General features: G+C 69.6%; 26 protein-coding genes, 1 tRNA gene and 1 pseudogene. 9 read left to right on the forward strand and 19 right to left on the reverse strand.

The annotated features are described in order from the left end of the window. Window positions 1–130: 130 nt before the first annotated feature. Window positions 131–802: a CRISPR-associated protein Cas4 gene (locus NL115_RS15880; RefSeq protein ID WP_254830307.1), complete on the forward strand. Its 672-nt coding sequence runs from the start codon at window positions 131–133 to the stop codon at window positions 800–802. A 27-nt stretch (window positions 803–829) separates the two neighbouring features. On the opposite strand, the gene NL115_RS15885 is transcribed toward NL115_RS15880, so the two are convergent. The 3 genes and pseudogenes from NL115_RS15885 to NL115_RS15895 all read right to left on the reverse strand — a co-directional run. Then, a complete protein-coding gene (locus tag NL115_RS15885) occupies window positions 830–1,432 on the reverse strand; it encodes an L-threonylcarbamoyladenylate synthase (protein ID WP_254830308.1) in 603 nt (200 codons plus the stop codon). A gap of 6 nt (window positions 1,433–1,438) precedes the next feature. After that, window positions 1,439–1,957 (reverse strand): redoxin domain-containing protein, encoded by a 519-nt coding sequence (locus tag NL115_RS15890; RefSeq protein ID WP_254830309.1) that lies wholly within the window; start codon window positions 1,955–1,957, stop codon window positions 1,439–1,441. A 107-nt stretch (window positions 1,958–2,064) separates the two neighbouring features. After that, window positions 2,065–2,319: pseudogene (locus tag NL115_RS15895) on the reverse strand (glutaredoxin family protein); the annotation flags it as partial. A 145-nt stretch (window positions 2,320–2,464) separates the two neighbouring features. Here NL115_RS15895 and NL115_RS15900 point away from each other — a divergent pair. Further along, a complete protein-coding gene (locus tag NL115_RS15900; protein WP_254830310.1) occupies window positions 2,465–3,871 on the forward strand; it encodes a hemolysin family protein in 1,407 nt (468 codons plus the stop codon). A gap of 106 nt (window positions 3,872–3,977) precedes the next feature. Here NL115_RS15900 and NL115_RS15905 read toward each other — a convergent pair whose 3' ends face one another. Further along, entirely contained in the window at window positions 3,978–5,165 is a 1,188-nt protein-coding gene (locus NL115_RS15905; RefSeq protein WP_254830311.1) for an inorganic phosphate transporter, read from the reverse strand. Between the two features lie 177 nt (window positions 5,166–5,342). Here NL115_RS15905 and ribH point away from each other — a divergent pair, with 177 nt between their 5' ends. From ribH to NL115_RS15920, 3 genes are all read left to right on the forward strand, one after another. Next, window positions 5,343–5,804: a 6,7-dimethyl-8-ribityllumazine synthase gene (gene ribH / locus NL115_RS15910; RefSeq protein ID WP_254830312.1), complete on the forward strand. Its 462-nt coding sequence runs from the start codon at window positions 5,343–5,345 to the stop codon at window positions 5,802–5,804. Continuing rightward, window positions 5,801–6,949: a pyridoxal phosphate-dependent aminotransferase gene (locus tag NL115_RS15915; protein ID WP_254830313.1), complete on the forward strand. Its 1,149-nt coding sequence runs from the start codon at window positions 5,801–5,803 to the stop codon at window positions 6,947–6,949. The genes ribH and NL115_RS15915 overlap by 4 nt, the downstream gene beginning before the upstream one ends. 64 nt (window positions 6,950–7,013) lie before the next feature. Next, a complete protein-coding gene (locus tag NL115_RS15920) occupies window positions 7,014–8,567 on the forward strand; it encodes a GMC family oxidoreductase (protein WP_254830314.1) in 1,554 nt (517 codons plus the stop codon). Window positions 8,568–8,694: 127 nt separating this feature from the next. Here the strand turns inward: NL115_RS15920 and NL115_RS15925 are convergent, their stop codons facing one another. The 3 genes from NL115_RS15925 to han form a co-directional block, all read right to left on the reverse strand. Further along, window positions 8,695–10,389 carry a class I adenylate-forming enzyme family protein gene (locus NL115_RS15925; RefSeq protein WP_254830315.1) on the reverse strand — a complete coding sequence of 565 codons (1,695 nt, stop codon included), beginning with the start codon at window positions 10,387–10,389 and terminating at the stop codon, window positions 8,695–8,697. Window positions 10,390–10,508: 119 nt separating this feature from the next. After that, a complete protein-coding gene (locus NL115_RS15930) occupies window positions 10,509–12,620 on the reverse strand; it encodes a bacterio-opsin activator domain-containing protein (protein ID WP_254830316.1) in 2,112 nt (703 codons plus the stop codon). Between the two features lie 91 nt (window positions 12,621–12,711). After that, a complete protein-coding gene (han, locus tag NL115_RS15935; RefSeq protein WP_254830317.1) occupies window positions 12,712–14,637 on the reverse strand; it encodes a Hef-associated nuclease in 1,926 nt (641 codons plus the stop codon). 172 nt (window positions 14,638–14,809) lie between these two features. Here han and NL115_RS15940 point away from each other — a divergent pair, with 172 nt between their 5' ends. After that, window positions 14,810–15,337: a JAB/MPN domain protein-containing protein gene (locus NL115_RS15940; protein ID WP_254830318.1), complete on the forward strand. Its 528-nt coding sequence runs from the start codon at window positions 14,810–14,812 to the stop codon at window positions 15,335–15,337. Beyond that, window positions 15,334–15,801, forward strand: a complete 468-nt coding sequence (locus NL115_RS15945; RefSeq protein WP_254830319.1) for an FAD synthase family protein — start codon at window positions 15,334–15,336, stop codon at window positions 15,799–15,801. Before NL115_RS15940 ends, NL115_RS15945 begins: the two co-directional genes overlap by 4 nt. 499 nt (window positions 15,802–16,300) lie before the next feature. Here the strand turns inward: NL115_RS15945 and psmA are convergent, their stop codons facing one another. From psmA to NL115_RS15965, 4 genes are all read right to left on the reverse strand, one after another. Beyond that, a complete protein-coding gene (gene psmA / locus NL115_RS15950) occupies window positions 16,301–17,062 on the reverse strand; it encodes an archaeal proteasome endopeptidase complex subunit alpha (RefSeq protein WP_254830320.1) in 762 nt (253 codons plus the stop codon). A gap of 68 nt (window positions 17,063–17,130) precedes the next feature. Beyond that, window positions 17,131–17,673 carry an Rpp14/Pop5 family protein gene (locus NL115_RS15955; RefSeq protein ID WP_254830321.1) on the reverse strand — a complete coding sequence of 181 codons (543 nt, stop codon included), beginning with the start codon at window positions 17,671–17,673 and terminating at the stop codon, window positions 17,131–17,133. Between the two features lie 7 nt (window positions 17,674–17,680). Further along, entirely contained in the window at window positions 17,681–18,379 is a 699-nt protein-coding gene (locus NL115_RS15960) for a class I SAM-dependent methyltransferase (RefSeq protein ID WP_254830322.1), read from the reverse strand. Beyond that, window positions 18,363–19,049 (reverse strand): RNase P subunit p30 family protein, encoded by a 687-nt coding sequence (locus NL115_RS15965; protein ID WP_254833102.1) that lies wholly within the window; start codon window positions 19,047–19,049, stop codon window positions 18,363–18,365. The genes NL115_RS15960 and NL115_RS15965 overlap by 17 nt, the downstream gene beginning before the upstream one ends. A gap of 244 nt (window positions 19,050–19,293) precedes the next feature. Between NL115_RS15965 and NL115_RS15970 the strand changes: the two genes are divergently transcribed. After that, a complete protein-coding gene (locus NL115_RS15970) occupies window positions 19,294–19,674 on the forward strand; it encodes a hypothetical protein (protein WP_254830323.1) in 381 nt (126 codons plus the stop codon). A 41-nt stretch (window positions 19,675–19,715) separates the two neighbouring features. Here the strand turns inward: NL115_RS15970 and NL115_RS15980 are convergent, their stop codons facing one another. The 5 genes from NL115_RS15980 to NL115_RS16000 all read right to left on the reverse strand — a co-directional run bounded on the left by NL115_RS15980 (window position 19,716) and on the right by NL115_RS16000 (window position 23,093). After that, the gene (locus NL115_RS15980; RefSeq protein ID WP_350355255.1) at window positions 19,716–20,906 is read right to left on the reverse strand and encodes a lycopene cyclase; all 1,191 of its coding nucleotides are present in this window, start codon (window positions 20,904–20,906) and stop codon (window positions 19,716–19,718) included. A gap of 169 nt (window positions 20,907–21,075) precedes the next feature. Next, the gene (locus NL115_RS15985) at window positions 21,076–21,858 is read right to left on the reverse strand and encodes a GNAT family N-acetyltransferase (RefSeq protein ID WP_254830324.1); all 783 of its coding nucleotides are present in this window, start codon (window positions 21,856–21,858) and stop codon (window positions 21,076–21,078) included. Between the two features lie 134 nt (window positions 21,859–21,992). Beyond that, window positions 21,993–22,076, reverse strand: a tRNA-Leu gene (locus NL115_RS15990). A gap of 46 nt (window positions 22,077–22,122) precedes the next feature. Beyond that, window positions 22,123–22,662, reverse strand: coding sequence for an MOSC domain-containing protein (locus tag NL115_RS15995; protein ID WP_254830325.1), 540 nt, complete (start codon window positions 22,660–22,662; stop codon window positions 22,123–22,125). 83 nt (window positions 22,663–22,745) lie between these two features. Further along, window positions 22,746–23,093 (reverse strand): hypothetical protein, encoded by a 348-nt coding sequence (locus tag NL115_RS16000; protein WP_254830326.1) that lies wholly within the window; start codon window positions 23,091–23,093, stop codon window positions 22,746–22,748. 119 nt (window positions 23,094–23,212) lie between these two features. On the opposite strand from NL115_RS16000, the gene NL115_RS16005 reads away from it, so the two are divergent. After that, on the forward strand, window positions 23,213–23,521 hold the full coding sequence (locus tag NL115_RS16005) for a transcription initiation factor IIB family protein (protein WP_254830327.1): 309 nt from the start codon (window positions 23,213–23,215) through the stop codon (window positions 23,519–23,521). 1 nt (window position 23,522) lies between these two features. Here NL115_RS16005 and NL115_RS16010 read toward each other — a convergent pair whose 3' ends face one another. From NL115_RS16010 to NL115_RS16020, 3 genes are all read right to left on the reverse strand, one after another. Further along, window positions 23,523–24,050, reverse strand: a complete 528-nt coding sequence (locus tag NL115_RS16010; protein ID WP_254830328.1) for a phosphopantetheine adenylyltransferase — start codon at window positions 24,048–24,050, stop codon at window positions 23,523–23,525. Between the two features lie 57 nt (window positions 24,051–24,107). Continuing rightward, window positions 24,108–24,629 (reverse strand): winged helix-turn-helix domain-containing protein, encoded by a 522-nt coding sequence (locus NL115_RS16015; protein WP_254830329.1) that lies wholly within the window; start codon window positions 24,627–24,629, stop codon window positions 24,108–24,110. 167 nt (window positions 24,630–24,796) lie between these two features. Continuing rightward, window positions 24,797–25,981 carry a glutamate--cysteine ligase gene (locus NL115_RS16020; RefSeq protein WP_254830330.1) on the reverse strand — a complete coding sequence of 395 codons (1,185 nt, stop codon included), beginning with the start codon at window positions 25,979–25,981 and terminating at the stop codon, window positions 24,797–24,799. Window positions 25,982–26,204 lie beyond the last annotated feature (223 nt).

Consider the following 26,204-nt stretch of genomic DNA (forward strand, 5'->3'; position numbering starts at 1 on the left):
CTTCGGGTCCCGGTTTCGGCGTCCGAGGCATCGCTCACGTCCGCCTCCTCGGGGACTGACGGGCAAAGGCGTTCCGTCCGGCCGGCGTCCGACCGAGGGTTGAAACCGGAAGCCGCGGGCAGGACCGCCGATGGAGGCGTTCTCCGACATCGCGACGGCCGCGTACTGTCCCCGGCAGCTCTACTACCGACGCAGGCATTCCGACCACGGGGTTCCGGAGTCGGCGGCCGAGCGCCGGGCGCTGGCGTTCCGGTACGACGAGTTGCTCGACCCGGCCCACGACCTGCGAGGGGAACCGGTCGATGTGACGCCCACGCAGTTCCGGGCGCGGCTCTCGGCCGCGAAGGAGCGACTCGACGCGTGGGGTGCGCTGGTCGACCCCGCGGGGCGGGAGGTGCTGCTTGAGGGGAAGGACGCCCGGGGTATCGCGCACAAGGTCCTCGACGGGTCGGCGCTCGCGTCTGCGCCGACCGTCTCGGTCATCAGCGCCGGCGAGCCGCCCGAGCGGGGCGTCTGGGAACCCGACTCCGTCCGCGCGGTGGCGGCCGCGAAGGCGCTCGCGTGGGAGCGCGAGACGGCGGTCGACCACGCCTTCGTCGAATACCCGGCGCATGGTGTGATCCGCCACATCTCCCTCGGGACCCGGCGCACGGCCGCGTACCGCCACGCGCTCCGGGTCGCGCGGTCGATGGACGGGCCGCCGCCCCGACTCGAGAACGACGACCGCTGTGCGCCCTGCGAGTACCGAACTGAATGCGGGACCCGGACACGGACGCTCCGGTCGCTGCTGGGTGGGGACTAAGGAAGCGCTTCCGTCGGTCCGAACGGGTCAGTGCTCGGCCAGCCACTGCTCGATGGCGTCGATACGGTTCCCGCGCCGGTGGATGGTCCCGGTCGTCACGTCGACGACGGTGCTCCCGCCGCCCGGCGTCCGCCCGCCGTCGACGACGAACGCCCGGTCACGGATGGACGATGCTATCTCGTCGACGTTTCGAGCGCTCCCCTCGCCACTCAGGTTGGCACTCGTCGCCGTGACCGGACGGTCGGCAGCCTCGGCCAGCCGTCGCGCGACCGCGTGGTCGGGCACGCGAAGACCGACCCGCTCGCCGCCCGCGACGAGCACGTCCGGGACGCGGTCGGTCCGCTCGGCGACGACGGTGACCGGCCCGGGGAGGAACCGGTCGCAGAAGGCCCGTTCGCGCTCGCCGAGTCGGACGTACGGCGCCGCGGCCGGGAGGTCGGGGACGGCCATCGAGAGCGGCTTGTCACGCGACCGGCCCTTGGCCTCGAAGACCCGTTCGACCGCGGCCGCGTCGGTCGCGTCGGCGCCGAGCCCGTACACGGTCTCGGTCGGGTAGACGACCAGCCCGCCCGAACCGATACGGTCGGCAGCGTCCTCGATGGTGTCGTCGGAGACTGACCCGGTCGACATCCTCGGTCAGAGGTCCTGGACCGCCGCCTCGACATCGGAGTACGGCGGGAACTCGGGGTTCTCCCCAGCGACCCACGCGTACCGAACGGTCCGGTCCTCGTCCAGCACGTAGACGGCGGGCCGGGGCTCGCGGATGCCGGTCATCCCGTCGACGTCGGTGGTGATGCCGAACTCATCGGCGACACCGGCCGCCGGGTCCGAGAAGAACCGGAACTGTTCGAAGTCACGCCACTCGTGGATGAACCCCTTCAGCTCGTACGGCGAGGAGATGGAGACGCCGACGACCTCGGCGTCCCAGCCGGTCCACTCGTCGTCGCGGATGCGCTGGAAGACGTAGGTCGGCGGGAAGTCACCCGCCATCTGATGGAAGACGAGGACGACCGGCGACTCGTCGGTCAGGTCCGACAGCGCGACGTCCTCCCAGAACTCGTCGTTGACGAGCGGTCGGGTGAAGTCGGGCGCCGTCTCGCCCTCCTCGAGCGCATCGGCTGGTGGGAGTTCCGAGACCTCGAAGCCCAGGTCCATCAGGCCTCCACCTCCTGCTCGTCGGCGTCCTGGTCCTCATCGCCGGATTGGAGTTCCTGCACGTCGTCGCCCGCGGCGTCGGCGGAGATGTGTACCGGCGTCTCCCCGTCGCCGTCGCCGTACGTCTCGTCGAGGTACTCGACGATGTTGGCGGATTCGGACATCGTGACACCGGTCCGCTCGTCGACCAGCGCGGGCACGGTGCGTGCGCCGGTCAGCCGTTTCACCACGTCGCGCCGGGAGTGGCGCGCCTCAACGAATCGGGAGTGGTAGTCGAGCCCGAGGTCGTCCAGTTTCCGAACCGCCCGCTCGCAGAACGGGCAGGCCTGTAGCCGGTAGAGTGTGAGTGCAGAATCGCTCATGGCTCCGACTACGAGCGACCGACCGGTAAGCGTATCGCCTGCGGAAGCCGGCCGTACATGACCGGCACGCCCCGAGCCAGCGGAATCACGCGCGACGGGAGATGGCAAACCCTTAATCCCGTGGCGGGTCAAAACGGACTACTCGATGGGTATACGCCCCCTCAGCCCACTGCTCGCGGATTCGCTGCTCAGCGGCGGCGCTCTCCTCCAGGCGCAGTCGGCCCTCCCGGCGGTCGATACAGCCACCCTGACCGCGCTCGGCCTCGTGACCATCGTCTTCCTCATCGCGCTCTCCGGGTTCTTCTCATCCTCGGAGATCGCGATGTTCTCGCTCGCACCTCACCGCGTCGAGTCGCTCGTCGAGGACGACGTCCCCGGCGCGGAGGCGATGGCGGAGCTGAAATCCGACCCACATCGCCTGCTCGTGACCATCCTCGTCGGCAACAACATCGTCAACATCGCGATGTCCTCCATCGCGACGGGGCTGTTCGCACTCTACCTCTCACAGGGAGCGGCCGTGGCCGCCGCCACGTTCGGCATCACGGCGCTCGTCCTGCTGTTCGGCGAGAGTGCACCCAAGTCCTACGCCGTCGAGAACACCGAATCGTGGGCCCTGCGCATCGCCCGCCCGCTCCAGATCGCGGAACTGGCACTCCTCCCACTGGTCGTCACCTTCGACTACCTCACGCGCGTCGTCAACAAGGTGACCGGCGGCCGCTCGGCCATCGAGACCTCCTACGTCACCCGCGACGAGATCCGTGATATCATCGAGACCGGTGAGCGCGAGGGGGTCATCGAGGAGGACGAGCGCGAACTCCTCCATCGGGTCTTCCGGTTCAACAACACCATCGCCAAGGAGGTGATGACTCCACGGCTCGACATGACCGCCGTCTCGAAGGACGGCTCCATCGAGGAGGCCCTGGAGACCGCCGTCCAGTCGAGCCACGCCCGCATCCCCGTCTACGAGGGCTCGCTGGACAACATCATCGGCGTCGTCCACGTCCGCGACCTCGTGCGGGACCTCAACTACGGCGAGAACGAGTCCGAGGACCTCACGCTCGAATCGATCATCGAGCCGACGCTCCACGTTCCCGAGTCGAAGAACGTCGACGAACTCCTCGCGGAGATGCGACAGAACCGGATGCACATGGTCATCGTCATCGACGAGTTCGGGACCACCGAGGGGCTGGTGACGATGGAGGACCTCACCGAGGAGATCGTCGGCGAGATCCTCGAGGGCGAGGAGGAGGAGCCCATCGACTTCCTCGACGAGGACACCGCCCTCGTTCGCGGCGAGCTCAACATCGAGGAGGTCAACGAGGCGCTGGAGATCGACCTGCCGGAGGGCGAGGAGTTCGAGACCATCGCTGGCTTCATCTTCAACCGCGCCGGTCGCCTGGTCGAGGAGGGCGAGACCATCTCCTACGAGGGCGTCGACATCCGCGTCGAGGAGGTCGAGAACACGCGCATCATGAAAGCGCGCATCACTGTCACCGATGAGTACGGCGTCGAGGACGAGGAGGCCGAGGCCGACGAAGTGGCGACGGACTGACCGGAGCGTTTCGCTCGGCGAATCGCCTCGCAGGAGGCCTGCGGCTGCCCGTCTTCGACCATCACTCGTGCAACACACGCCCGGACGAACGCTCGTCCCGGACGGGTCAGAGCACGGCATCGACCGCCACGAACATCCCGTAGCTCACGGTGAACGCCAGCAACAGGGATCCGGTCCAGGCCAGCACCGTCTTCACCATCTTCTCACGGCTGACCCCGGCGCCGCCGGCGGCGTAGCCCGCCCCGACGATGGCCGAGACGATAATCTCGTTGAACGAGACGGGGATGCCGAAGAAGACGGCGGTCTGCGCGATGGCGAAGGAGGGGATGAGCGCGGCGATGGAGCGGCGTGGGCCGAGCGCCGAGTAGTCCTGCGCGAGCGCCTTTATCATCCGCGGCGCGCCGGTCCACGAGCCAACCAGGAGCCCGAGGCCGCCGGCGAACAGCAGCCCGGTGAGCGGAAGCGCAAGCGACGTATCGTCCAGCAGCGGGAGCAGCGGCCCGAGCGCGAGGCCGACCTGCGAGCCGCCCGCCGAGAACGCGACGAGGCCGCCGAGCGCGAGCAGGAAGTGGCGCTGGCCCGCGGCCTCGTCACGGACGAGGTCGCGCCAGAGGGCGAGCGCGACGGTGGCCGCGAGCACGAGCGACACTGCGCCCCGGACGGCGAGTGGTGGCCCCGGGAACTCGGCGGCGATGGTCTGGGCGATGGAGTAGGCCTCGCCTGCCGGCCCCAGAAGCACGAAGCCCACGTTGGCGAGGATGAGCCCGACCACCGCAGCGAGCAGTGGGACCGCAACGCGCTCGGGGACGCGCTCGTCGCGCAGCGTCACCGCGGTGCCGTAGGCGATGCCGCCGCCGACGAAGGGCACGAGGACCCAGAGGGTCGCTATCTCCTGATATTTCGCCCACGCGGGGTCACCACCCATCGCCAGCCCCGCGCCGACGACAGCCCCCGTGACGGTGAACGCCGTGGCGATGGGGTAGCCCGCGAAGACGCCGATGGCGACGAGCGTCGCGGCCACGAGCAGGCCCACAGTGGCGGCGACCGGCGAGAGCGTGACGCCGACGACGAGTTCCTTGCCGACCGCCTCGGTCACGTTGGCGCCCTGCAGGATGGCACCGAGCAGTCCGAGGATGCCGACGATGAACCCGGCCCGCATCACGCTGATGGCGTTCGCCCCCACCGCGGGCGCGAACGGGGTGGACCCCGAGGAGCCGGCGCCGATAGACCAGGCCATGAAGAGGCTCGCCAGACTCGCGATTACGAGTGTCACCAGCGTCGCGGTGCCGACCATCAGTTGTCCGACGCTACTCCGTCACGCCGGTTAAAGCCGCCCATCGCCTCGCGACCGAGAGTCGGTGCTGGCTGCGGGCCGGCGCGGGCGCGCACCCTGCCCGGAATCCCTAGTGGTCGTTCCCGTCGATTCCCACGAAGCGGCAGTTCTATCAGAACCCTCTGCCTGCGACCGGGTATGGTAGCACTCGGACTGGTGGTCGCTCAGTTCAACAAGGAGCGACCGATTACGCACGAGATGGCCGAGCGGGGCCGGGAGGCCGCGGCCGCGCGCGACGCCGACGTCGTCGCCGAGATTCCGGTTCCCGGTTCGTACGACGCGCCGCTGGCCGCCGACCGACTCGCCCGGCGCGAGGACGTCGACGCGGTCGCGGTGCTGGGGGCCATCGTCACGGGGGACACGAAGCACGACGAGGTCATCGGCCACGCTATCGCACCCAAACTGTCCGATGTCGCGCTCGACCGGGACACGCCCGTCACGCTCGGCGTGACGGGGCCCGGGCAGAGTGCAGCCGAGGCCGACGAGCGCGTCCACGTCGGCGCCGACGCCGTCGACGCCGCGCTCGACCTCGCCGCGGACCTGCCGGAGCCGGGTACCGACCTCGATGCGTACGACGCGGACACGGGGGTCGAAGCATGAACTTCGAGTTCGCGGACCGCGTCACGCGCGTCGAGCCCTCCGCCACCATCGCCATCTCCAACCTCTCCGCGGAACTGGAGGCCGACGGCGTCGACGTCGTCGACCTCTCGGTTGGTGAGCCCGACTTCCCCACGCCGGAGAACATCGTCCAGGCTGGCAAGGACGCGATTGACGCCGGGCACACGGGGTACGCGCCCTCGAACGGCATCCCCGCGCTGAAGGAGGCTATCGTCGACAAGTTCGAGAGCGACGGCCTCGACTACGGCACCGACGAGATAATCGTCACGCCCGGCGGGAAGCAGGCGCTCTACGAGATCTTCCAGACGCTCATCGACGACGGCGACGAGGTCGTCCTGCTGGACCCGGCGTGGGTGAGTTACGAGGCGATGACGAAACTCGCCGGCGGCTCCATCTCGCGCGTGGACACCTCGGGCCACGACTTCCAGCTCGAGCCGGTGCTCGACGACCTCGCCGAGACCGTCTCCGACGAGACGGAACTGCTGGTCGTCAACTCGCCGAACAACCCGACCGGCGCGGTCTACTCCGACGCGGCGCTCGAGGGCGTGCGCGACCTCGCCGTCGACCACGACGTCGCGGTCATCTCCGACGAGATATACAAGGAGATAACCTACGGCGTCTCCCCGACCTCGCTGGGCACGCTGGACGGGATGGAGGACCGCACCATCACGCTCAACGGCTTCTCGAAGGCCTACTCCATGACGGGCTGGCGGCTGGGCTACTTCGGCGCGCCGAGCGACCTCGTGAGTCAGGCCGGCAAGCTCCACTCGCACTCCGTGACCTGTGCGACCAACTTCGTCCAGCACGCGGGCGTCGAGGCCCTGCGCAACACGGACGACGCCATCACGGAGATGCGCGACGCGTTCCACGAGCGCCGCGACATGCTCGTCGACCTGTTCGCCGACCACGGGAAGGACGTGGCCGTCCCGGAGGGCGCGTTCTACATGATGCTCCCCGTCCCCGAGGACGACCAGGCCTGGTGTGAGGGCGCCATCGAGGACGCCCACGTCGCCACGGTCCCCGGTAGCGCCTTCGGCACGCCCGGCTTCGCCCGGCTCTCCTACGCCGCGAGCGAGGAGCGCCTGCGCGAGGGCGTCGAGCGGCTGGCCGAGGAAGGCTACCTGTAACGACGCGGGACCGATTCTCGGTGCGGGCGGACCTTTTTGTCGCCGGAAGGAGACACGCACGCCCATGGCGGGGTACGATTACGTCATCGTGGGTGGCGGGTCCGCGGGGTGCGTGCTGGCGAATCGGCTGAGTGCGGACAACGACGTACTGCTCCTCGAGGCGGGCAAGCCGGACGAGGAACGGGAGATGTCCATCCCCATCGCGCACGTCGACCTCCTCGGGACGGAGCACGACTGGGATTTCCGGACGACACCGCAGGCAGGGCTGGACGGACGCCGCGTGACGCTCGCGCAGGGCCGGACGCTCGGCGGCTCCAGCTCCATCAACGCGCAGATGTACTTCCGCGGCCACCAGGCGGATTTCGAGGAATGGGCCGCCGTGACCGACGACGACGGTTGGGGCCCCGAATCGGTGGCCGAGCAGTACGACCGCCTCGAGGACGCAGAGAGCCCGCATCTCTCGACGGGTGGCCTCCAGCACCTCCGGGCCGTCGACGACCCGCACCCGGTCGCGTCGTCGCTCGTCGAGGCGGCGGCCGCGAGCGGTCTGGACCGCGCGGAGAGCGTCGCCCGCGACGCCGACGGGGTGGGCTACTGCGACGTCATCCAGAAGGACGGCGAGCGATACAGCGCCGCGGACGCCTACCTGAAGCCGGCCCTCGGCCGTGAGTCGCTCACCGTCGAGACGGGTGCCCACGTCCGCCGGCTCCGGTTCGACGGCGACGGTGACCGGGTGACGGGCGTGCTGTACGTGCAGGATGGTGTGACCCGCACCGCCGAGGCCGCCGAGGAGGTGGTCGTCTCGGCCGGCGCGATCAACTCCCCGCGTCTACTGCTCCTCTCGGGCATCGGGCCCGCCGACCACCTCCGCGAGCACGACATCGAGGTGCGCGCGGGCCTGCCGGTCGGCGAGGGGCTGCAGGACCACGCGCTCGTCTACACCAACTACCGTGCCACGACCCAGACGTACGACGACGCCGAGACGCTGTGGAACGTGGCGAAGTACCTCCTGCTGAAGCGCGGCCCGCTCACCTCAAACGGCTCCGAGGCGGTGGGTTACTGGCGCTCGCGCGAGGGGCTGGACGCGCCGGACCTCCAGTTTATGTTCGCTCCGGCGACCATCGAGGGCGGCGACCTCGCCGAGTACGACTGGAGCGGGTTCACCATCGGCGTCGGCCTCGTCGCGCCGGAGAGTCGGGGTCGCGTGCGACTCCGGTCGGCCGACCCGAACGACGAGCCCCTCGTCGACCCGGGCTACCTCACTGCAGAGGCTGACGTCGAGGCGCTCGTCCGGGGCGTCGAGAAGGCCCAGGAGATTGCGGCGGCGGAGCCGCTCGCCGACGTGTACGACGGGCGGAACTTCCCCGTGAAGACCGACGAGGCGTCCATCCGTGAGCACGTGCGCGACCACACTGCCTCGTACTACCATCTCGCCGGCTCCTGCCGGATGGGGGCGGGCGAGGACGCCGTGGTCGACCCGGGGTGTCGAGTTCGGGGTGTCGAGGGACTGCGGGTGGTGGATGCCTCGGTACTGCCGACCATCCCGCGGGCGAACACGTACGGGCCGACGATGATGCTCGCAGAGCGGGCAGCGGACCTGCTATCCGGTGGCGCCTGAGGATATCCCTACTTTCTAGCTTGTCATCGTCCTAAATTCTCCGTTTGACACATTAAGGATAAAATACTCGAATAAGTGCAGAATAACGTGCCTGCAGAATTTCTGCTCCAGGTCCGGACCGTCCCTGTCAGAGCTGCTCGCTCGACGCCAGCGGCTCCCCGTCGAGTTCCGCCTCGACCCGTTCCTCCAGTTTGTACCGCTGCACCTTCTGCGTCGCCGAGCGCGGAAGTTCGTCCACGTAGAACACCCGACGCGGGTGCGCGTAGCTCGCGACGTTCTCCAGCGAGTACTCGCGGACGGCCTGCTCGTCGAGGTCGGCGTCCGGCTCGGGCACCACGAACGCGACCGGTGCCTCGCCTTTCACCTCGTGGGGTGCGGCGACGACGGCGGCCTCGGCGATGTCCGGGTGGTCGTAGAGGGCGTCCTCGACCTCGGCGGGATAGATGTTCTCCCCGCCTGCGATTATCATATCGTCGGCGCGGTCGACGATCCAGAGGTGGCCGTCCTCGTCGACGCGCCCCACGTCCTCGGTGTGGAACCAGCCCTCGTCGTCGAAGACCTGTTCGTTCGTCTCCGGGAGACCGTGGTAGCCCTCGAACACCTGCGGGCCGCGCACCGCGATTTCGCCGGTGCGTGCGTCTTCGTCCTCGGGGAGGTCGGCGGGTGCCGAGCGGGGGTTCAGTACGTTCGCGGGCACGACCGTCTCGCGGGTGTCCGGGTCACGCAGTTCGAGCTCGAGGTTGCGGAGCGGCTGGCCGATACAGCCGGCGGCCTTGTTCACGGCGGGCGAGCGCAGCGTGACGAGGCCAGCGGTCTCGGTCATCCCCCAGCCCTCGCTCATCGACACGTCGAAGTCGCGGGTGAGGTTCCGCTTGGTGTCGTCCGGCAGGGGGGCGGCGGCGGCACCCAGGGCCTCCACCGACGAGACGTCGTAGGCATCCGGGTTCTCGCTGTACGCCCGGTACATCATCGTGTGGAGCGCGGGGACCGCGGGTACCTCGTTGATGTCGAACTGCGCGATGGCCTGGAGCATCCCCTCGCCGCTGGGCCGGGCCTGCAGGATGACTGTCCCGCCGGTGTAGAGGTACTTCCCCATCACGGTGTTCAGCGTCGGAACATGGAACAGCGGCAGCACCATCAGGCCAGTCATCCCGGGGTCGGGGCTGGGGCCGGAGGTGGCCATCGACTCCTGCACCGAGAGCAGGTTCCGGTGGCTCAACAGCACCCCTTTCGGTCGGCCTGTCGTGCCGGAGGTGTACGTCTGGACGGCCACGTCGTCGGTGTCGCGCTCCGGCGGGTCGAAGTCCGGGTCGGCGGCCTCGAGCGCGGCATCGTAGTCGACCACGCCGTCCGCGTCGCCGTCGCGGTCGCCCATCCCGGGAATCCAGCGGGTCGAGATGCTCGCTTCGGCCGCGATATCGGCGGGCGCCGCGACTGTCGCGCGGTCGGTCTCCATCCCACCGACGAGCAGCGGCGACGTGACGAGATGGTCCACGTCGGCGTCCGAGCAGATGTACCCCAGCGTCTCGACGTCCATCCGGAGGTTGAGCGGTACCGGGATGGCGCCGGCCCGCATCGCCCCGAAGAAGGTCTCCGGGAACTGGAGCGTGTTCGGCAGGAAGAGCCCCACCCGGTCGCCCGCTCCGACGCCGCGTTCGGTCAGCGCGCTCGCGACGCGGCTCGCGCGCTCGTCCAGGGCCGCGAAGCTCTGTGCCTCGCCGTACTCCAGCGAGACGATAGCGTCCTTCTCGCCGTATCGGTGCGCTCCCATCGATAGCACGGCATCGGCGTGCTGGAGCGGTGCGCCGTCGTGGTACTCCATGACAATCGTGAACGCGTGTGTCGCACCGGGGGTTAAGTCTATCCCCGGCTGTCGTCGCCGGTCCCGGACCGCCCCTTGCCACCCTGCCGCCCCCGGCCGCCCCCGGCCGCCACTCCCTGTCACCCGCTCGTCGGCGACTCGTCGAAGAACAGTTCCAGGAAGTTCCGCTCGGCGGCGCGGAGGTGGTAGTGCAGCGTCGCGGAGGTGATGCCCATCCGCTCGGCGACCTCCTCGGCGTTGTGGACGCGGGGCCACTCGAAGTAGCCCATCAGGTACGCGGTCCGGAGGACGTCGCTCTGCCGGTCGGTGAGGCGCTCGTCGGCCGCTTGCCGGAGGTCCTGAGCCGTCTCGACGGGCTCTTCGACCCGTCGTTTGGCTTTCAGCGACGCCTCGAACTCCTCCTGGAACGCCTCGACGACGGTCCGGGTGCTGGTCTGCCCGGCGATGCGGGCGGTGAACTCGGCGGTGCCGCCCTCGGCGCTCCCCTGCTGGACCACGGCCCCGACATCACTCAGGCGGGCGGTGACGCTCCGAGGCGCTATCGCCTCGATGATGGTCGTCGTGGGGTCGCCGTCGCCCTCGCGCTCGCTGACCACCGCAACCTCGAGGGCCCCGGCGGCCTCCGCGCCAGCGACCGCCGCCTCCGCGGGGGCCTCGACCTCGAGGAAGTGCCGAAGCCCCTCGTCCTCGGGGACGGTCCAGCGGAGGCCGACGGGGCCGGCCTCGGCCGAGAGCGTCGCCAGGAAGCAGTTCTTCCCCCGGACCCGGAACACGAGTTCGGTCGTGGTGCCCGAGTGGAGCAGGAGCTCCGTGTCGGCGGCGTTGATACCGAACCCGACGACGCGCGCCAGTCGCTCCAGTGCGGCCTGCTCGCGGTCGCTGAAGGCGTCGGGGCGCGGCGACTGCAGGCAGAGGACGCCGTACGCGGTATCGTTGTGCGTGATGGGGAGCGCCATGCTCGCCCGGATGCCGTGTTCGGCCGCCAGCCCGTGCTCGGTCGGGTGGTCGCCCCCCATCCAGTCGTCGCGTCGGATACACGGCTCCCCCGTCCGGAACGCCACCCGCGCCGGATGGTCCTCGTGGGTCCCGGCTGCCGTGGCCACGTCCGCGACACCCTTCTCGGCTCCGTCCTCGGCCGCCTGCTGGCTCGCGAACAGTGGGGGCTCGCCAGCGCTCGCCGTCACCTCCAGGCCGCCTGCCGCGATGCGGCCGACCCAGACCGTCCGGTAGAGGTCGGAGGCGGCCAGCCGCTCGCAGACGGTCTCCTCGATACCCTCGCGGGTCGCCGACTCGACGATTCCCTGGACGACTCCCTCGACGGCCTCGCTGATGCGGTTCAGCGTCGCCAGCTGGTCTCGGTGGCGTGCGAGCTGGTGTTCCCGGCGCCGGCGGTCGGAGACGTCCCGGAGGACGCCGACGACCACCCGGTCGTCCCCGTCGGCAACGGCCGTGGCGTGGATCTCGGCCGGGAGGGCGCCCGTGGCGCTTGCGACCGTCAACTCCACGGTCCCCGTCTCGCGGTCTCCGGCCAGCAGTGCCTCGTGGAGGCCGACCGCCGCGGCCTGGGAGTCGTTGGCGAGCAGCGCCCGGAGCCGCTGGCCAACCAGCGCGTCGCGGTCGCGCCCCAGCGTCGCGGCGAGGCGGTCGCTCACCGCGGCGAGCCGGCGGTCGGTGTCGAGAACGTACGCTCCGTCCCCGACGGCGCCCACGATGTCGGCCCGCTGGAGGAGACTTCCCCCGGCGAGCCCGTCCTCTGGCGGTTCGGATGCGGTGTCGTCGGACGCCTCGGCGGTCCCGGTGGCGGACGCTTCCCCGTCCTGGCTCCCGTCTACAGTCGGCTCCGTGTTCGGCTCGCCGTCCTCGGGGGTACTCGGGCGGCCGATGGCCAGCACGGCGGTCGGGCCACCCTCCCGCTCGATAGCCGAGCAGTCGAAGGCGAACCGTCGCGGTCCGTCGGCGGTCTGCACGTCGATCTCGATGGTCGCCGTGTCACTCCTGGCAGCCGTCTTCACGGCCTCTCGGGCCCGTTCGCGGTGTGCTGGGCGAGCGAGCATGTGGAACGTATCCGGCACGTCTCCGGCCAGAAGCATGGCTGCGGCTTCGTTCGTCTGCTGGACGCGTCCGTCGGTCGCCAGCACGAACGCGGGGCCGGGAATCGCACCGAACAGCGCCGCACCCGATGGTTCGTTCGCATTCCGACGCTCCCCCGGCTGCTGGTGTCCGTCTGCCATGACTCGATTTCCGCCGGACGGCGGTCTATGTCGACGGGAGGAACGCGGGAAGATAAGTTGTCGGGTGGCTTGTGGCCGTGAACCCGGGTCGTCAGTCGTCGCGGACCAGTGTGCTCCGGAGCTCCTCGTCCAGTTCCGCGTCGGCCATCTTCTCGACCAGCGCGTCGAGCACGGCCTCGCGCTTCCCGGGGACGAACTTGATGGAACCGACGACGAGGTGGCCGCCGCCGCTGACTCCCGCACCTGGCAGCTCCTCGGTCAACTCCGTCACCATCTCCGGGATGTCGAGCCGGACGCCGTCACTCCGGAGGACCGCGAAGTCCGGGCCGTAGCCGATGGTGATAACCGGGTCGCCCGTCTCCTCGACCTTCCGGTCGTGGACCTCGCCCGTCGTCTTCCCGGGGGCGGGGTAGATGAATCGATGGGCGTGCTCGTCGACGTCGAGCTGGTAGAGGTGTGCATCGTTGTCGAGTCGTTCGTGGTCGACGTGTGGGAGGGCGTCCTCGAGCTGTCGGTCGACATCACGCTCGGCGCGGGTGGCCATGAACTCGATGAGGTCGGCGTGACGGTCGGCGTCGGTCCCCACGTCGAGCAGGTCGTTGACGAAGCCGTTGCCGTCGTTGTAGCGGAGCCAGTGGGCGGCGTAGTCGAGCGCTTCGCCCACGTCGCGCAGGTCGGCCTCGGTGTAGCCGGCCTCCTCCGCGAGGGCGAGGTAGTCGTCCATCGCCTCGGCCTTCGAGCGGTCCGACAGGCCGCCGACGGCGGGGACGTGGCGGACCTCTTCGGTGATGTCGGGGTCGACCAGACGCGCGAGCTCGACGCCCATCATGCCCGTCGTGATGCGGTAGTCCTCGCCGTGCAGGTACGGATTGACGTGGGCCTCCAGCAGCGGTTCGACGGCCTCCGGGTCGGGGTGGTGGTGGTCGACGACGACGATGGGGACGTCGTACTGGGCCATCGCACGATAGGCGGGGACGTCCTCCTCGGTCGACCCGTTGTCCAGCATGCACAGCATCGGGAGCTTCTGCCCGTGGCGCTCGCGGTCCTCCAGCGCGAAGTTCAGGTCGCGCGTGACGTCCTCCATCTCGTAGAACGGCGCCTTCGAGGGGAGCCGCTTCAGGAGGTGTCGCGGGGCCTGGTTGTCCTCGTGGGTGTCGTCGATGAACCGCTCGAGCGCGGTCTGGAGCGGAACCGACGCACACATCCCGTCACCGTCGGCGTGGTGGCGCATCCGGATGGGGCGGTTGGCGAGTGCGGCCCGGCGGAGGTGGCGAGCCACCTCGCGGAGTTCCTCGTGGATGGATTCGAACGCCTCCCACTCGATGAGCGGCTCGACCTCGGGCGGCTCGGCGGCGGCCTCCAGTCGCTCCTCGTACTCGTCGCGGACCTCGTCGGCGGCCTCGCCACGCAGGCGCGAGAGGTCCTCGACCTCGATCTGCAGCGCCTCCTCGCGGTGCTCGACCTCCCCCGTGATGCGGACGGCGTCCTCCACCTCCACGCTCGGGTACGCGCGGACGCCGGCGGACTCGAAGGCGGCGCCGGGGACGACCGCTTCGCCGTCGGCGACGTGGAACAGGGTCGGGCCGCCGGTCTGCTTGACCTGCACGACGACGCCCTCGACGTTGACGATGTCGCCGACGTGCTCGTCCAGTTCGGCGACGCCGACCTCGGCGCCGGCCGCGATATCCTCGGTCTCGAACTCGTCGAGGTCACGCTCGGCGAACGCGAGGTCGTCGTTCTCGCGCACCTCGATGAGTTCGACGACGAGCTCGTCACCGACATCGTACTCCCCTTGCAGTTCGGAGTCGTGGACGAGCCCGGACACGCTGGCCGAGACATCGACGAAGACCCCGTACTCGACCACACCGTTGACGGTCGCGTGGTAGTGCTCCCCCTGTTCGAGGGCATCGGCCGTACAGGCGTCCGCGAGACGATAAACGACGGTCCCCCGGTCCGGGACCCCGTCAGCGTCGGAATCGGCGCCGACTTCCTCGTCGGCGTCGGGCGAATGAGACATGTAACGGGTTTCGGTCCCGTTGCCGTTTAAGAGTTGTCAAACGGTGGAACCGCCGCTCCCACGCGTCACGGGTTGCTGGCTGCTCAGACGGTCGATTCCGGTCACATCTACTCGCCCGCGGTGGGGTCCGGGGCATCGAAACGCCTAATCATCGGCCGACCGGACTTCGGATATGCGCCTGTTCCGGTCGAGCGGGGTCATCGGCATCGCCGAGGACGCCCTCGAGTTCGCGCTCGAGGCCTCCGAGGACGCCCACCCAAACGAGTACATGGGCTTCCTCCGGGGCGAGGACGCCTCGCGGCTGGGCCTCGACCGGGACGGCACCGTCATCACGGACGTGCTCGTGATTCCGGGGACGGAGTCGAACCCGACGAGCGCCACCGTCCAGGAGTACATGGTCCCGAACAGCATCAAGTCCGCCGGCTCCGTCCACTCCCACCCGAACGGCGTCCTCAAGCCCTCCGACGCCGACCTGATGACCTTCGGCAAGGGGAAGGTCCACATCATCATCGGCTACCCGTACGGCCGCCACGACTGGCAGGCGTTCGACCGCGAGGGCGAGCCCCGCGACCTGGAGGTGCTCGACGTCGACCTGCCCGACGACGAGTTCTTCGATTTCACCCAGGCGGATATCGACGAGGAACTCCGGAACGAGGCCGACGAGCGCGACACCCGATTCGACGGGGGGGATGGCTGGTGAGTGGCGAGGAGCGTGACATCGTGGACGCGTCCCAGTACGAGCGCGTGGTCGCGCAGGGAACCTTCGACGTGCTCCACCCGGGCCACCTTCACTACCTCCGCGAGGCCGCCTCGCTGGGCGACGAGGTCCACGTCATCATCGCGCGCTCGGAGAACGTGACCCACAAGGAACCGCCCGTCCTCGCCGACCAACAGCGCCGGGAGATGGTCGACGCACTCGACCCTGTGACCGAGGCGCATCTGGGCCACCTGGAGGACTTCTTCATCCCCATCGAGCGCATCGACCCGGACTGTATCCTGCTGGGCCACGACCAGCACCACGACGCCGACGGGGTGCGCGGGGCGCTGGACGGTCGGGGGCTGGACTGCGACGTGCGACGCGCGAGTGGACGGGAGCCACGGTTCGAGGGCGAGTTGCTGTCGACAGGGCGCATCTTCGACCGCATCTGCGAGGAGCGGTGCTAGAGGTAGTCTGGAAGTCAATTTCTGGAGAAAGACGCACACTCGGTTATTATGGTGGTATTATAATATCAAAATGGTCTCTTAAAGGTATATACTCGATGCTGGGAGTTTGAGTGCCGTGAGTGGCTGGGGTGGCCAGCGGCGAAGCCTCCCCCGAAGCCCTCGCGCTCTCGACCGGTTGCGACTCGCTGCGCTCCTCGCTCCCGTTGGTCGCTGCGGTGCTTGCGTCGTCTCACCGGGTCGAGAGCGCTCGCCCTCCGAGTCCGCCAGGGACTGCAGTTTGTCAGTCGGCAGTCGTGGACCTCACGCCTCCCCACCCGCTTGCGCTTCTCGGCCTCGCTTCGCTCGGCTCCGGTGCTCGTCCCTCGCGCGCTGGCGGCGGCCGGCCCTGCGGGCACGGCCGCCAGCGCGCGCCCACTGGACTGACAAGGGAATGGTGTCCGCGTGGATGACTCTCGCCTTGTCGTCCGGTGTCGGAGACTCGAGAACGGCGTGGCGTCCGTTACTCCTCGTCCTCGTCCGCGTCCTCGCCGGTGTCGAGCAGCCCGTGCTCGTCCAGATGCGACTCGACCTGCGCGTCGTCGAGGTCCTCGTACTCGGCAGTGTCGGACGGGATGACGGCGACGCCGATGCCCTCCGGCGTCAGTTTGCCGTCGTTGACCGACGCGAGCGCACCCAGCGCCAGCCCGATGCCGGTGTCCAGATCCGCGGACTCGTCGTAGTTCTCCTCGAGGTAGTCCTCGATCTCGCCGCGGTCCGCGCCGATGGCGAGGGCCTGCCACTCGTAGGGGGTGCCGGAGGGGTCCGTCTCGAAGAGGCGGGGCTCGCCGTCCTCGACGCCGCCGACGATGAGCGCGACGCCGAACGGGCGGGCGCCGCCAACCTGCGTGTACTGCTGGATGAAGTCCGTGACCTCCTTGGTGAGGGTCTCGACGCCGATGGGCTCGCCGTAGCGGAGCTGGTTGACCTGCGCCTGCCGGCGGGCCATGTCGATGAGCTGGCGGGCGTCGGCGACGTGGCCCGCGGAGGCGATACCGATGTGGTCGTCGGCCTTGTGGAGCTTCTCGACGGAGTTGCGCTCCATCAGCGGCGAGCGGATGCGCTTGTCGACGGCGAGGACGACGCCGCCCTCCGTCCGGACACCGATGCTGGCCGTACCGCGCTTCACTGCCTCGCGGGCGTACTCGACCTGGTAGAGCCGGCCGTCCGGCGAGAAGATGGTGATACCGCGGTCGTACGCCTGCTGTTGTGATTGTCCCTGCATGTTCTGTGTGGTGTGTCGTTGTGGGGTGTCTCGGCTCCGTGGTCGGTACCGGGAGATGTCGCGCGTCGTCAGCCGTCGGAGCCCTGGTAGTCGAGTTCCGTCGCGCCAGCGTGCCCGTCCGCCAGTTCGACGTCCACCCGTCGGCCACGGGTCCACGCCCGGCGGTCGGCCCCCGCGAACGCGACCGTTCGGTCCCCTGTTCCTGCTCGCGGCCGATTCAAATACTTTTCCTCACTGGCTCGCACGGTCCCGCTGACACCGCGGACGCGCGTCCGGACCGGCGCCCCCTCGACGGCGTCGAGACAGGCGACCACGGCCCGGCCGCGCTGGACCTCCTCGCGCCGGACGCGCACGATTGCGGTCGCCTCCGCACCGCCGTCCCGGCCGTCCCGGCCGTCCCTCCGTCCGGGCGATGCCTCGTTCCCCTCGCGCTCGAACCGGACGACCGACAGGTCGGCGTCGGCGCTCCCCGGGTCGCCGAGCAGGTTGCCCGCGGCGTACCAGATGGCCCGCTGGAGCCCTTCGCGGCCGAACGTGGCGTCCGGGCCCGACTCCAGCTCGACCGCAAGGTAGCGCCAGCGCGGGCGGAGGTGTTTCGGGAGGTGCTTCACGGTCGACTCAGTCCTCGTTCATCCCGACGGGTTCGTCCGAGAACCCCTCGTCGGCGGCCGCGTCGGTCTCCAGGCGGTCGGCGACGAGGACGCCCACCTGCTCGTGGACCAGCTCGACGGCCGTGACGGCGTAGCCCGCATCGGTGAACGCGTCACACAGCACTCCGACGGTGGCCGGGTCGTCGACCTCCGGGCTGTAGAACGGCTCCTCGGGGTCCGGCTCGCCGAAGAACATCACGTCCCCGAGGACGATACGGCGGGGGGCCAGGTCGGCGACGAGGTCGATTGCCTCGCGCTTCTCCGCGTCCGAGAGGTGGTGCATCGCGAAGTTCGAGACGACCACGTCGACGGGTCCCTCGTACCCCGGTTCGCGGAAGGTACCGTTGCCGAAGTTGACGTTGTCCGCGCCCTGCTCGTCGGCCTTCTCGCGTGCCTTCGCCAGCATCCCGTCGCTGATGTCGCGGCCGACGACCCGGCCGGCGTCGCCCGCGAGCGCGAGCGCGATGGCACCCGTCCCCGTCCCGAGGTCCAGTACCACGTCGTCCGGGCGGAGGGGGCGTGCCGGGCGCATCGCACTCTCGGCGGTGCCGCGAGCGTGCTCGACGACGAGCCCCGCGCAGGCCTCGTACTCGGCCGACTTGTCTGCGTCGTAGGAATCGGCCGCCTCGTCGAACCGCGCGGCGTGCTCGTCAATCGACTTCTTCATACCGACCCCTGTGGACGCCGGGGGCTATGAAATCCTCGCCGAGTCGCTCGCGGTTGCGCGCGGCGAGTCGCCCCCACTCGCGAAGTCCCGCCGACACCCGTTCGGGGTCGAACCCGACGACCTCGCCCACCGCCCGGAGGTCGCGTGGCGACCGGAGTTCGAGATGCGAGGTCGGGTCCGCGCTCACGACGAACGGGGCGTCGTAGTGTGCGACGATCTCCCGTTGCTTGCGGAGTCCCCTGACGGCCTGCACCCGCTTGCCTCCCGTTCGCCGGAGCACGCGCGAGAGGTCGAACTCGAGTCGGACGCCGTTCCGCGCCGCCGCCTTCACCAGCACGTGATTCAGGTCGCCCTCACCGCGGGTCGGGTGCGCCAGCACGTCCACGCGTGGGTCCTCGACCGCCCAGCGGTTCAGCGACCCCCCGTGGACACAGACGATGACGCGCTCGTCCCGGTACCGCGAGAGGAGGGTGCCGGCCTGTCCGCGGTCGTCCGTCCGTATCTCGACGGCCGGCACCACGTCGATGTCGTACGCGTCGATGACGCGGTCGGGAGCGTAGGCGCCGCCACCGGGGTCCTCGGGCGGTTCCTCGGCCGGCGTCGCGTCGGCGTCCCCGTGGTTACGGACGACGACGCCGGCGTAGCCGGACTCGGCCGCGGTCAGAGCCATCCGGGCGACCGTCGCGTCCCCCTCGGGACGAGCGTGGACCGCAGCGTACGGCCCACCAGCGGCTGCCGAGCCCTCGTCGGTCCCGTCGGCGTCGGGGTGATTCGGCGGTGCGTCCCTACCGTCGTCGTCCGTCATCATCTCGGCGGATGCGGGGCGCGGGCAAGGGCGTGTCGGTGGGATGACCGGCACTGGACGGTGTCACGGTGGTGCAAGCGGTTACAATCCCCTGGCCGAACCTCCGGCTATGCGGAAGCTCGGAGTCGCCGCCGTCGCCGCACTCGCCGGCGTCGCCGTCGGCATCGCGGGGGAGGCTAGCCTCGCGGGTCTACTCGTGGCGCCGGCGCCACTTCTGACGGTCGTCCGGCAGCTGCCGCTCCCGGTCGCGGCCCCGGCAGCGGTCTCGCTCGGCATGTCGATGTTCACGATGGTCGCGCTGAAGCGCGAGACCGACCTGCCGCTGGTCATCAGCGGGATGATCGTCCCGGTGGTCGTCTTCCTCGGATTCGGGCTCGCGGTGGTGCTGGACCGGTTCACCGCGCTCACCCTCGTCGAGGGGGCGTTCGGCCTCGGCGTGACGCTGTTCGGCCTCGTGTTCGTGAAGCAGATGGTCGACCCCGACCCGTAGTGCGCCGGGGTTGTCTCGGAGGTCCCGGGGTTGTCCAGTTCTCACCCGTCGGTGTCGTGTCGTAGCGACTCGTGGACCCCGACGACGAACGCCGGCACCACCAGCATGAACAGGTGCTCTTCGAGGGGGATGCCGAGCAGTTCGACGCCCGTTCGGAGCGGAATCGCGAAGACACCGACCTCCAGCGTGTACCAGTCCCAGAGGTACGCGAGCGGGTAGAGGACGACCACCGTCCGGGCGGCCGCCCGCCACGCGCCCGCCCGCCACAGCAGGGTGAACGCGCCCGTGCCGAAGAGCGCCTCCGTCGCGAGATAGGTGTACGGCCCCAGCACGCCGATGTCCGGCAAGGGGACGCCCGCGAGCGGCCGGAACCAGACCGCCGCCACGAGGACGGCCAGGAAGAGGTACGCACCCCGGATGAGCAACATCGTTGCCAGTTCCGGGTCAGCGCGGGTCGCGAGCGCAGCCACGACGACGAACGGAACCGTCGCGAGTACGGCACCCGTCGGAAACAGGCCGTCGATGGCGAACGCGACCACGAGGAACATCCCGAGCCCCATCAGCCCGAAGGCAACTTCCCGACCGTGGCGGGGGCCCAGCGCCACCGCGACCGTCCGTTTCCCGATGGACCGGTCGTACAGCACGTCCGTCGTGTCGTCGACCACCTTCACGCCCGAGAGTGTGACCACGAACACGGCCGCGAACGCGAGCACCGCCGGCGAGAGCGTGCTCGCCTGCACGTAGAACCCGCCGAGAAGTGCCAGCGCGACGCCGGTCGGGTAGCCCGCCGTTGCGGTCACGGGGTTGGTGTCGAACTGTGGCGCGTGCAGGTAGCCGATGGCCCACCCCGGTACGGTCAGAAGCCCTGCGACCGGTCCGGCGGCAAGAACCACCGCCGCGAGCGCGAGTGCGAACCCGGCTGTCGCGCCGGCCAGCGCGAGCCGGCACCCCCGGGCCGTGAGCGGGTGGTCGTCGTCCTCGCTCCGGACGTGGAAGTCGACGTAGCCGTCCTTCAGGTGGGCCGTGTAGAGGCCGAAGAAGACCGCCACGAGGTGTGCGGCCAGCGCGAGTGGAGCGAGCGTCGCGTCGGTGGCACCGAGACGGCTCGTCACCGCGAGGAGGGCACCGAACGTGCTGGCGGCCAGCGGCGGCAGCATGAACACCGGATGGACCTGCGACCCCAGCGCGCGGAGCTTCGCGGTCGGGCCGGCGCCGTGCCGTGCGATTGCCATGTGTGCCTTGTTGGCAGACAGCAGGAAAAGTCCCCGTGCCCCGACCGAGTCCCACCTGTGGGCTGCTCGGAGTCGAGACAGCCCGTGGCGTTCGTCGGCTCCGGGACCGTCGTTGCCGGGGGCGTCCTGCTGAGGGGTCCGAACTGGGCAGCAGGTACCAGGCAAGCACCTACAGGTAGGAGCCGTCGTACTCCTCCTTCGGCCGGTGCGTGTTGCCACAGTGCCCACACCTGATACGGTTCATACTATCGACGGTCACGTCCATCGACTCGCAGTTCGCACAGAGGTAGCCGTACGCTTCGCTTCCGTCGTAGGTGACGACGAAGCCACCCTCCGACCCCGGGACCGACTCGTCGCCGAGGGTCACGGTCCGGCCGTCGACCGTCACCTCGTCCGGCAGGTCGAGGTCGTCGCGCTCGGTCGGTTCGGCGGCCTCTGCAGCGTCGGCTTCCCGCCCGGAGTCGCTCGCGCGCTCCGTGGCTCCCGCCGGCGCGTAGACGTACTCGGCGAGTTCCAGACTGCCGAGTTCCGTCTGCCGTTCCGCGACACGCTCGAAATCGAACCGCTCGAAGAAGGCGCCCGACTGGGTGTTCGCGGCGAGCGTCGTGGCCTGCACCGGACCGGACCCGTCATCCAGGGTCTCGACCGCCCGCTCGAACAGTGCCGTCCCGGCCCCGCGGCCGCGCCGCTCCGGGTCGACGTGGAGCCAGTCGACTTCGCCGTCGGTGGTCGTGACGAAGCCGACGATGCCGTCGTCTTCGGCCACCAGCAGCGACGCCGCAGCATCGTCGAGACACTCGGCCAGCGCGTCCTCCGCGAACGCGACCTCGACGAGCATTTCGATGTCGTCCGGACTCAGCGCGTACGACGAGGTGAGCGAGTCCCGTGCGATCTCGCGGACGCGAGCGATGTCGTCACGCTCCGCTCCTCGAATGGTCAACTGGTCAAGCATGAATCGGTACCTCCCGACGGAAGCTGGTGCCTCGACACTTGTAGGCCTTGGCCGAGATGGAGGGAAACCGGCCGCTCGTCGGGGAGGCTGCTCCGCGTGGCCCCGTCCGGAACGCCGGGACGGCGGGGTTCCAGTGCGCGGGACCGGATTTGAACCGGCGGACTCCTACGAGACAAGGTCCTAAGCCTTGCGCCGTTTCCTGGCTTGGCTACCCGCGCGCATTGTCATCTGCGCCGGAACGGGGCAAGAACCTGACGCTCTCGGTCACTCCACTCGCTTCTCCGCCCGTTCCTCGGCTCGCTCGCGCATCGCCCGCGCGATGCTCGATGGCTCCGGGTTCGCAGGCTCGGGAACGCCGAACTCGTCACCGACACGTAACTCGCCGCCGTCCACGACATCCGCGCAGATGCCGCCCCGTCCCTCCGTGAGCGCCTCCATCACGCCCTCCTCGTCGGCCACCTGCTCCACGTGTGCGCAGGGTGGCCGCGGTCGGGTCCCCTCGAACGTCACCTCGCCGACGCTGAAACGGTGGTCCAGCAGGTCGTGCGGGTCGACGCCTCGCGTGACGACGTTCCGGCGGTGCCGGCCGTCGGTCAGGTCGATATCGTACTCCTCGCGGATGGCCTCGAGCGCCTCGGCCGCGACGAACGTGACCTCGCAGACGTCGTACGGGGAGTAGTAGCCGGTCCCCTCGTAGTAGCGGTCACCGACGAGTCCACCCGGACGGGCGTTGGCCGACTCGACGGACTCCATCGGCGCCGAGCCCTCGTCGGCGATGCGGATGCGTTCGACGTGGCAGTCCATACGAGTGCGAGTACTGGCGCGTGCAAAAGCGTTCGCGGGCCAGGCGTTCGCGCCCCGGTCACCACGCCCCCCGGATAGCCGGCTCAGTCCCGCAGCGAGGTGGCGTAGTCGCCGACCGTGCTGTCGTGGACGAGCCCGTCGACGACCGCGGTCGGGTCGGGGTCAAGTTCGTAGCCCGGGCGGCCCTTGCCGACGGGGGAGGTGGCCTCCACCTCGGTCAGCGGGCCGTCGCCGGTCATCGACTCCAGCGCGCGCAGGATGACCGCACGCTCGACGCCACCCTCCGCGCAGGTCACATCCGTCGTGCGAGCCGTACACCGCTCGCGTACGACGAACGAGTGGACCGGCTCCCGGTCGTCCAGCGTCAGGTCGGCGACCGCCAGCAGGACGAAGCGCTGGAACGGTCGCTCCGGTAGCGTCTCTTCGATCATAGATGACCGGGTGCGTGCCCGGGAGATAAAACACCGTGTCCGTTCCCATCCGTGGGGAGCGAGCGTCGAGTTACGACCGGGGCCGGAGATTCAAGTGCGCCGGCGACCGAGAGTCGTCCGTGTACCGTGCGTCCGACGAGGTCGACAACGAGGAGTGGCTGGCCGAACTGGAGAGCGCAGCCGACCGGCTCGGCCTCGGCACGGACGCGCGGAGTCGGGCGGCGGACCTGTTCCTGAGCGTGAATCCGGACACCGACCGTTCGAAACGAGCAGTGCTCGGGGCGGCCGTGTACGCGGGCGCACTGATGGCCGGCGACCGGCGCTCGCAGTCCGAGGTAGCCGACGCGGTGGGGTGCTCGCGGCTGACGGTCCAGGGGCGGTGGAAGTCACTGCTGGAGGAGGCCGGGCTGGAGCCGCCGGGCTGGTGAGTCAGTCCTCGGAGGCGTCCGTGCTGGTCTCGACGTCGGCGTCGGCCGGACTCGCACGCCCCTCGCGCTCGGGCGTGAGGTTCCCGTGTTCGTCGATCTCGCCGGTCACGACGCGTGTCGAGGAGATGGCCTCGCCGTCCTCCGCGGGCACGTGGTCGACCACCTCGATATCGAGCGGTTCGAGCCCGTTCCTCTCGCGGATCTCGTTGACGCGCTCGCCGCCATCCCGGGTCTCGGGCGAGACGATGAGTACGTCGAACCCCGGTTCGGTGGCGACGCCGGTCGGCTCCGTCAGCTCGCGGATGGTGTACTCGCGGTCGTACTCGTCGGCGAACAACGCGAGCTCCGCGGCGAGGTCCGCCCGCCGTTCGGTCCACGAGCGGACGTAGCGCTCCTGTGAACGCGTCTTCGGCGCGAGGTCGTCACTGGTGAGTCCGACGGTCACGTCGCCGAGTTCGAACGCCCGCTCGAACAGCGCGCGGTGCCCGTCGTGGATGGGGTCGAACGTGCCGCCCAGCACCACCTGCATACGCCGCGAGTGGCGTGCCGGCGGTTTAGTCGTTCCCCAACGAGCCTATCGCGGCGGTCAGTCGTCGCCCGCCTCGGTGCCCGTCTCGGCGCCTGCGTCCGCCTTCCCCTCCACATCGACGCTGATGGTGACGGGACCCCGCTCGCCATCGGCCTCGGTCTCGCCGAGATGGCGATCCAGATTGAACACGGTGTTGAGCTCGTCCTGTACGCCGTCGACGATGCTCGTCACGAGGTCGGCCGGCGCCTGCGCGGTGTACTCGTAGGGGTTGTTGCCGGCGCCGCTGGACTCGCGCTTGCGGCGCTCGACCTTCCCCTCCTCGTGCAGTTCGGCCAGTGCCTCCCGGACTGTCGACGGGTAGAGCCCGGTTCCGGTCGCGATCTCCTCGGAGGTGCTGTCGGGGTGCTGTCGGAGATAGAGGTATATCCGGGCCCGCGTCTCGGTGTCGAGGACCCACGCCAGCAGGTCGACGATACCGTCGTCGAACGAGGCGTTCCGCTCCTCGAGCGCGTCCCGGACCGCGACCTCCTCCCCGTCTTCCGGGATATCCCTGTCGTCAGGGGTCTCTTCGGTAGACATATCGAACCTATCGCGAGGCGAGGGAATCACCGGATAAAAAGCCAACGTCTGTCTCGGCGCCATGGGGAGAATCCCGGACGCTAAGGAGAGCAACGGCGCGAAGCGCGGTGTAACGGGAGTCACATTTCGCTACTGGCGCCCCCCGACTGCCTTCTGCGGGGCCTGGACTACTCGTCAGGGTCCAGTAGCAGTGCCGCACAGAGCGCATCGAGTCCCTCCTCCTCGCGGAGTCGGCGTTGCCGCTCGGCGCCGCTCTCGGACTCGTACAGCCGCCGGATGCCCTCGACGCCGAGTCGGTCGGCCAGCCGGTCGGTCGCCTCGCCGAGGCCGATGGTCCCATCGCCGTCGCGGTCGATGAACGAGGCGCCGTGCCCCCGACGGATGGCCCGCCACTTGTTCTCGTCGAGCGTCTCGCGCCGGTGGCCGGGTGTCTCGTCGCCCGCCGCAGCGTCGCTGCCCCGGCTCCCACCACGGTAGGCCGCCCACGGGTCCGACCGGTCGGCGTACCGTTCGGCGAGGTCCAGCACCAGCGCGTGGACCGCCTCGACGAACGCCAGCACCCGCTCGGGGTCGGCCTGCCCGTCCGGGGTCCGGACCTCGACGGTCCCGTGCGCCGAGTGGGGCCGCACGTCGTACCAGAGCTCGCCCCGGTCCTCGATGCTCCCGAACTCGACCATCCGCCGCTCGAGGTCGAGGTACTCCTCGAACGAAGCGAAGGCGGTCGGGATACCCGTGTTGGGCAGCGCCTCGAAGATCTTCGCGCGCGCCGACGCCAGCCCCGTGTCGAACCCGTTCCAGTACGGCGAGTTCGCCGATAGCGCCAGCAGCACGGGCAGATACCACCGGAGTTCGTTGGCGATCCAGGTCGCCTTGTCGGCGTCGTCGACGCCGACGTGGACGTGCAGCCCGGCGGTCGTGTTGCGGTGCTGTGGGTACTGGATGCGGTCGAGCTGTGACCGATACCGGGGTTTCTCGGCGTGTTCCAGTTCGCGCCACTTCGCTGCGGGGTGGAGGCCCGCCGCCGCAATCTGGTAGTCGTGGGCCTCGGCGTGCTCGACGAGCGCCGCCCGGACCGCGCGGACCTGCTCGCGCGCCTCCGACAGCGACTCGCAGGTCGGAGTCTGTGTCTCGATGACACATTTGAACAGTTCGTGGTCGAGGCGCCCCTCGAGAAGTTCGGGGGGCGTCGAGTCGTAGACGAGCGTGTCCGTTCCCGAGGTCGGCCGGCCGTCCTCGTCGACGACGTAGAACTCCTCCTCGATACCGAGCGTCCCGAGCCGGTCGAACGCGTCGGCCGAACCCGTCGCTCCCTGCTTCTGGTCGTCGGCCCCGGCGTCGTCGCCCGTCTCCATCGCCTCAAGCGAGACGACCCGGGTGGTTAAATCTCACCGTCGGCGACGCACCGTGTGCACGACGGCTGGGAGCCGGTGGGCTTCCCCGCTGGTTCAGTTTCGGAAGCCCTCGCTCGCTTCGCTCGTGAGGACACCAGGACCGCAGGTCGGTCAGTCGGGGTCCGTGAGCCTCACACCTCCCCAGCCGCTTGCGGTGCTCGCTTCGGTCGCTGCTCCCTCCACT

The sequence above is a fragment of the Haloglomus salinum genome, assembly GCF_024298825.1.
Classification (GTDB): Archaea; Halobacteriota; Halobacteria; order Halobacteriales; family Haloarculaceae; genus Haloglomus; species Haloglomus salinum.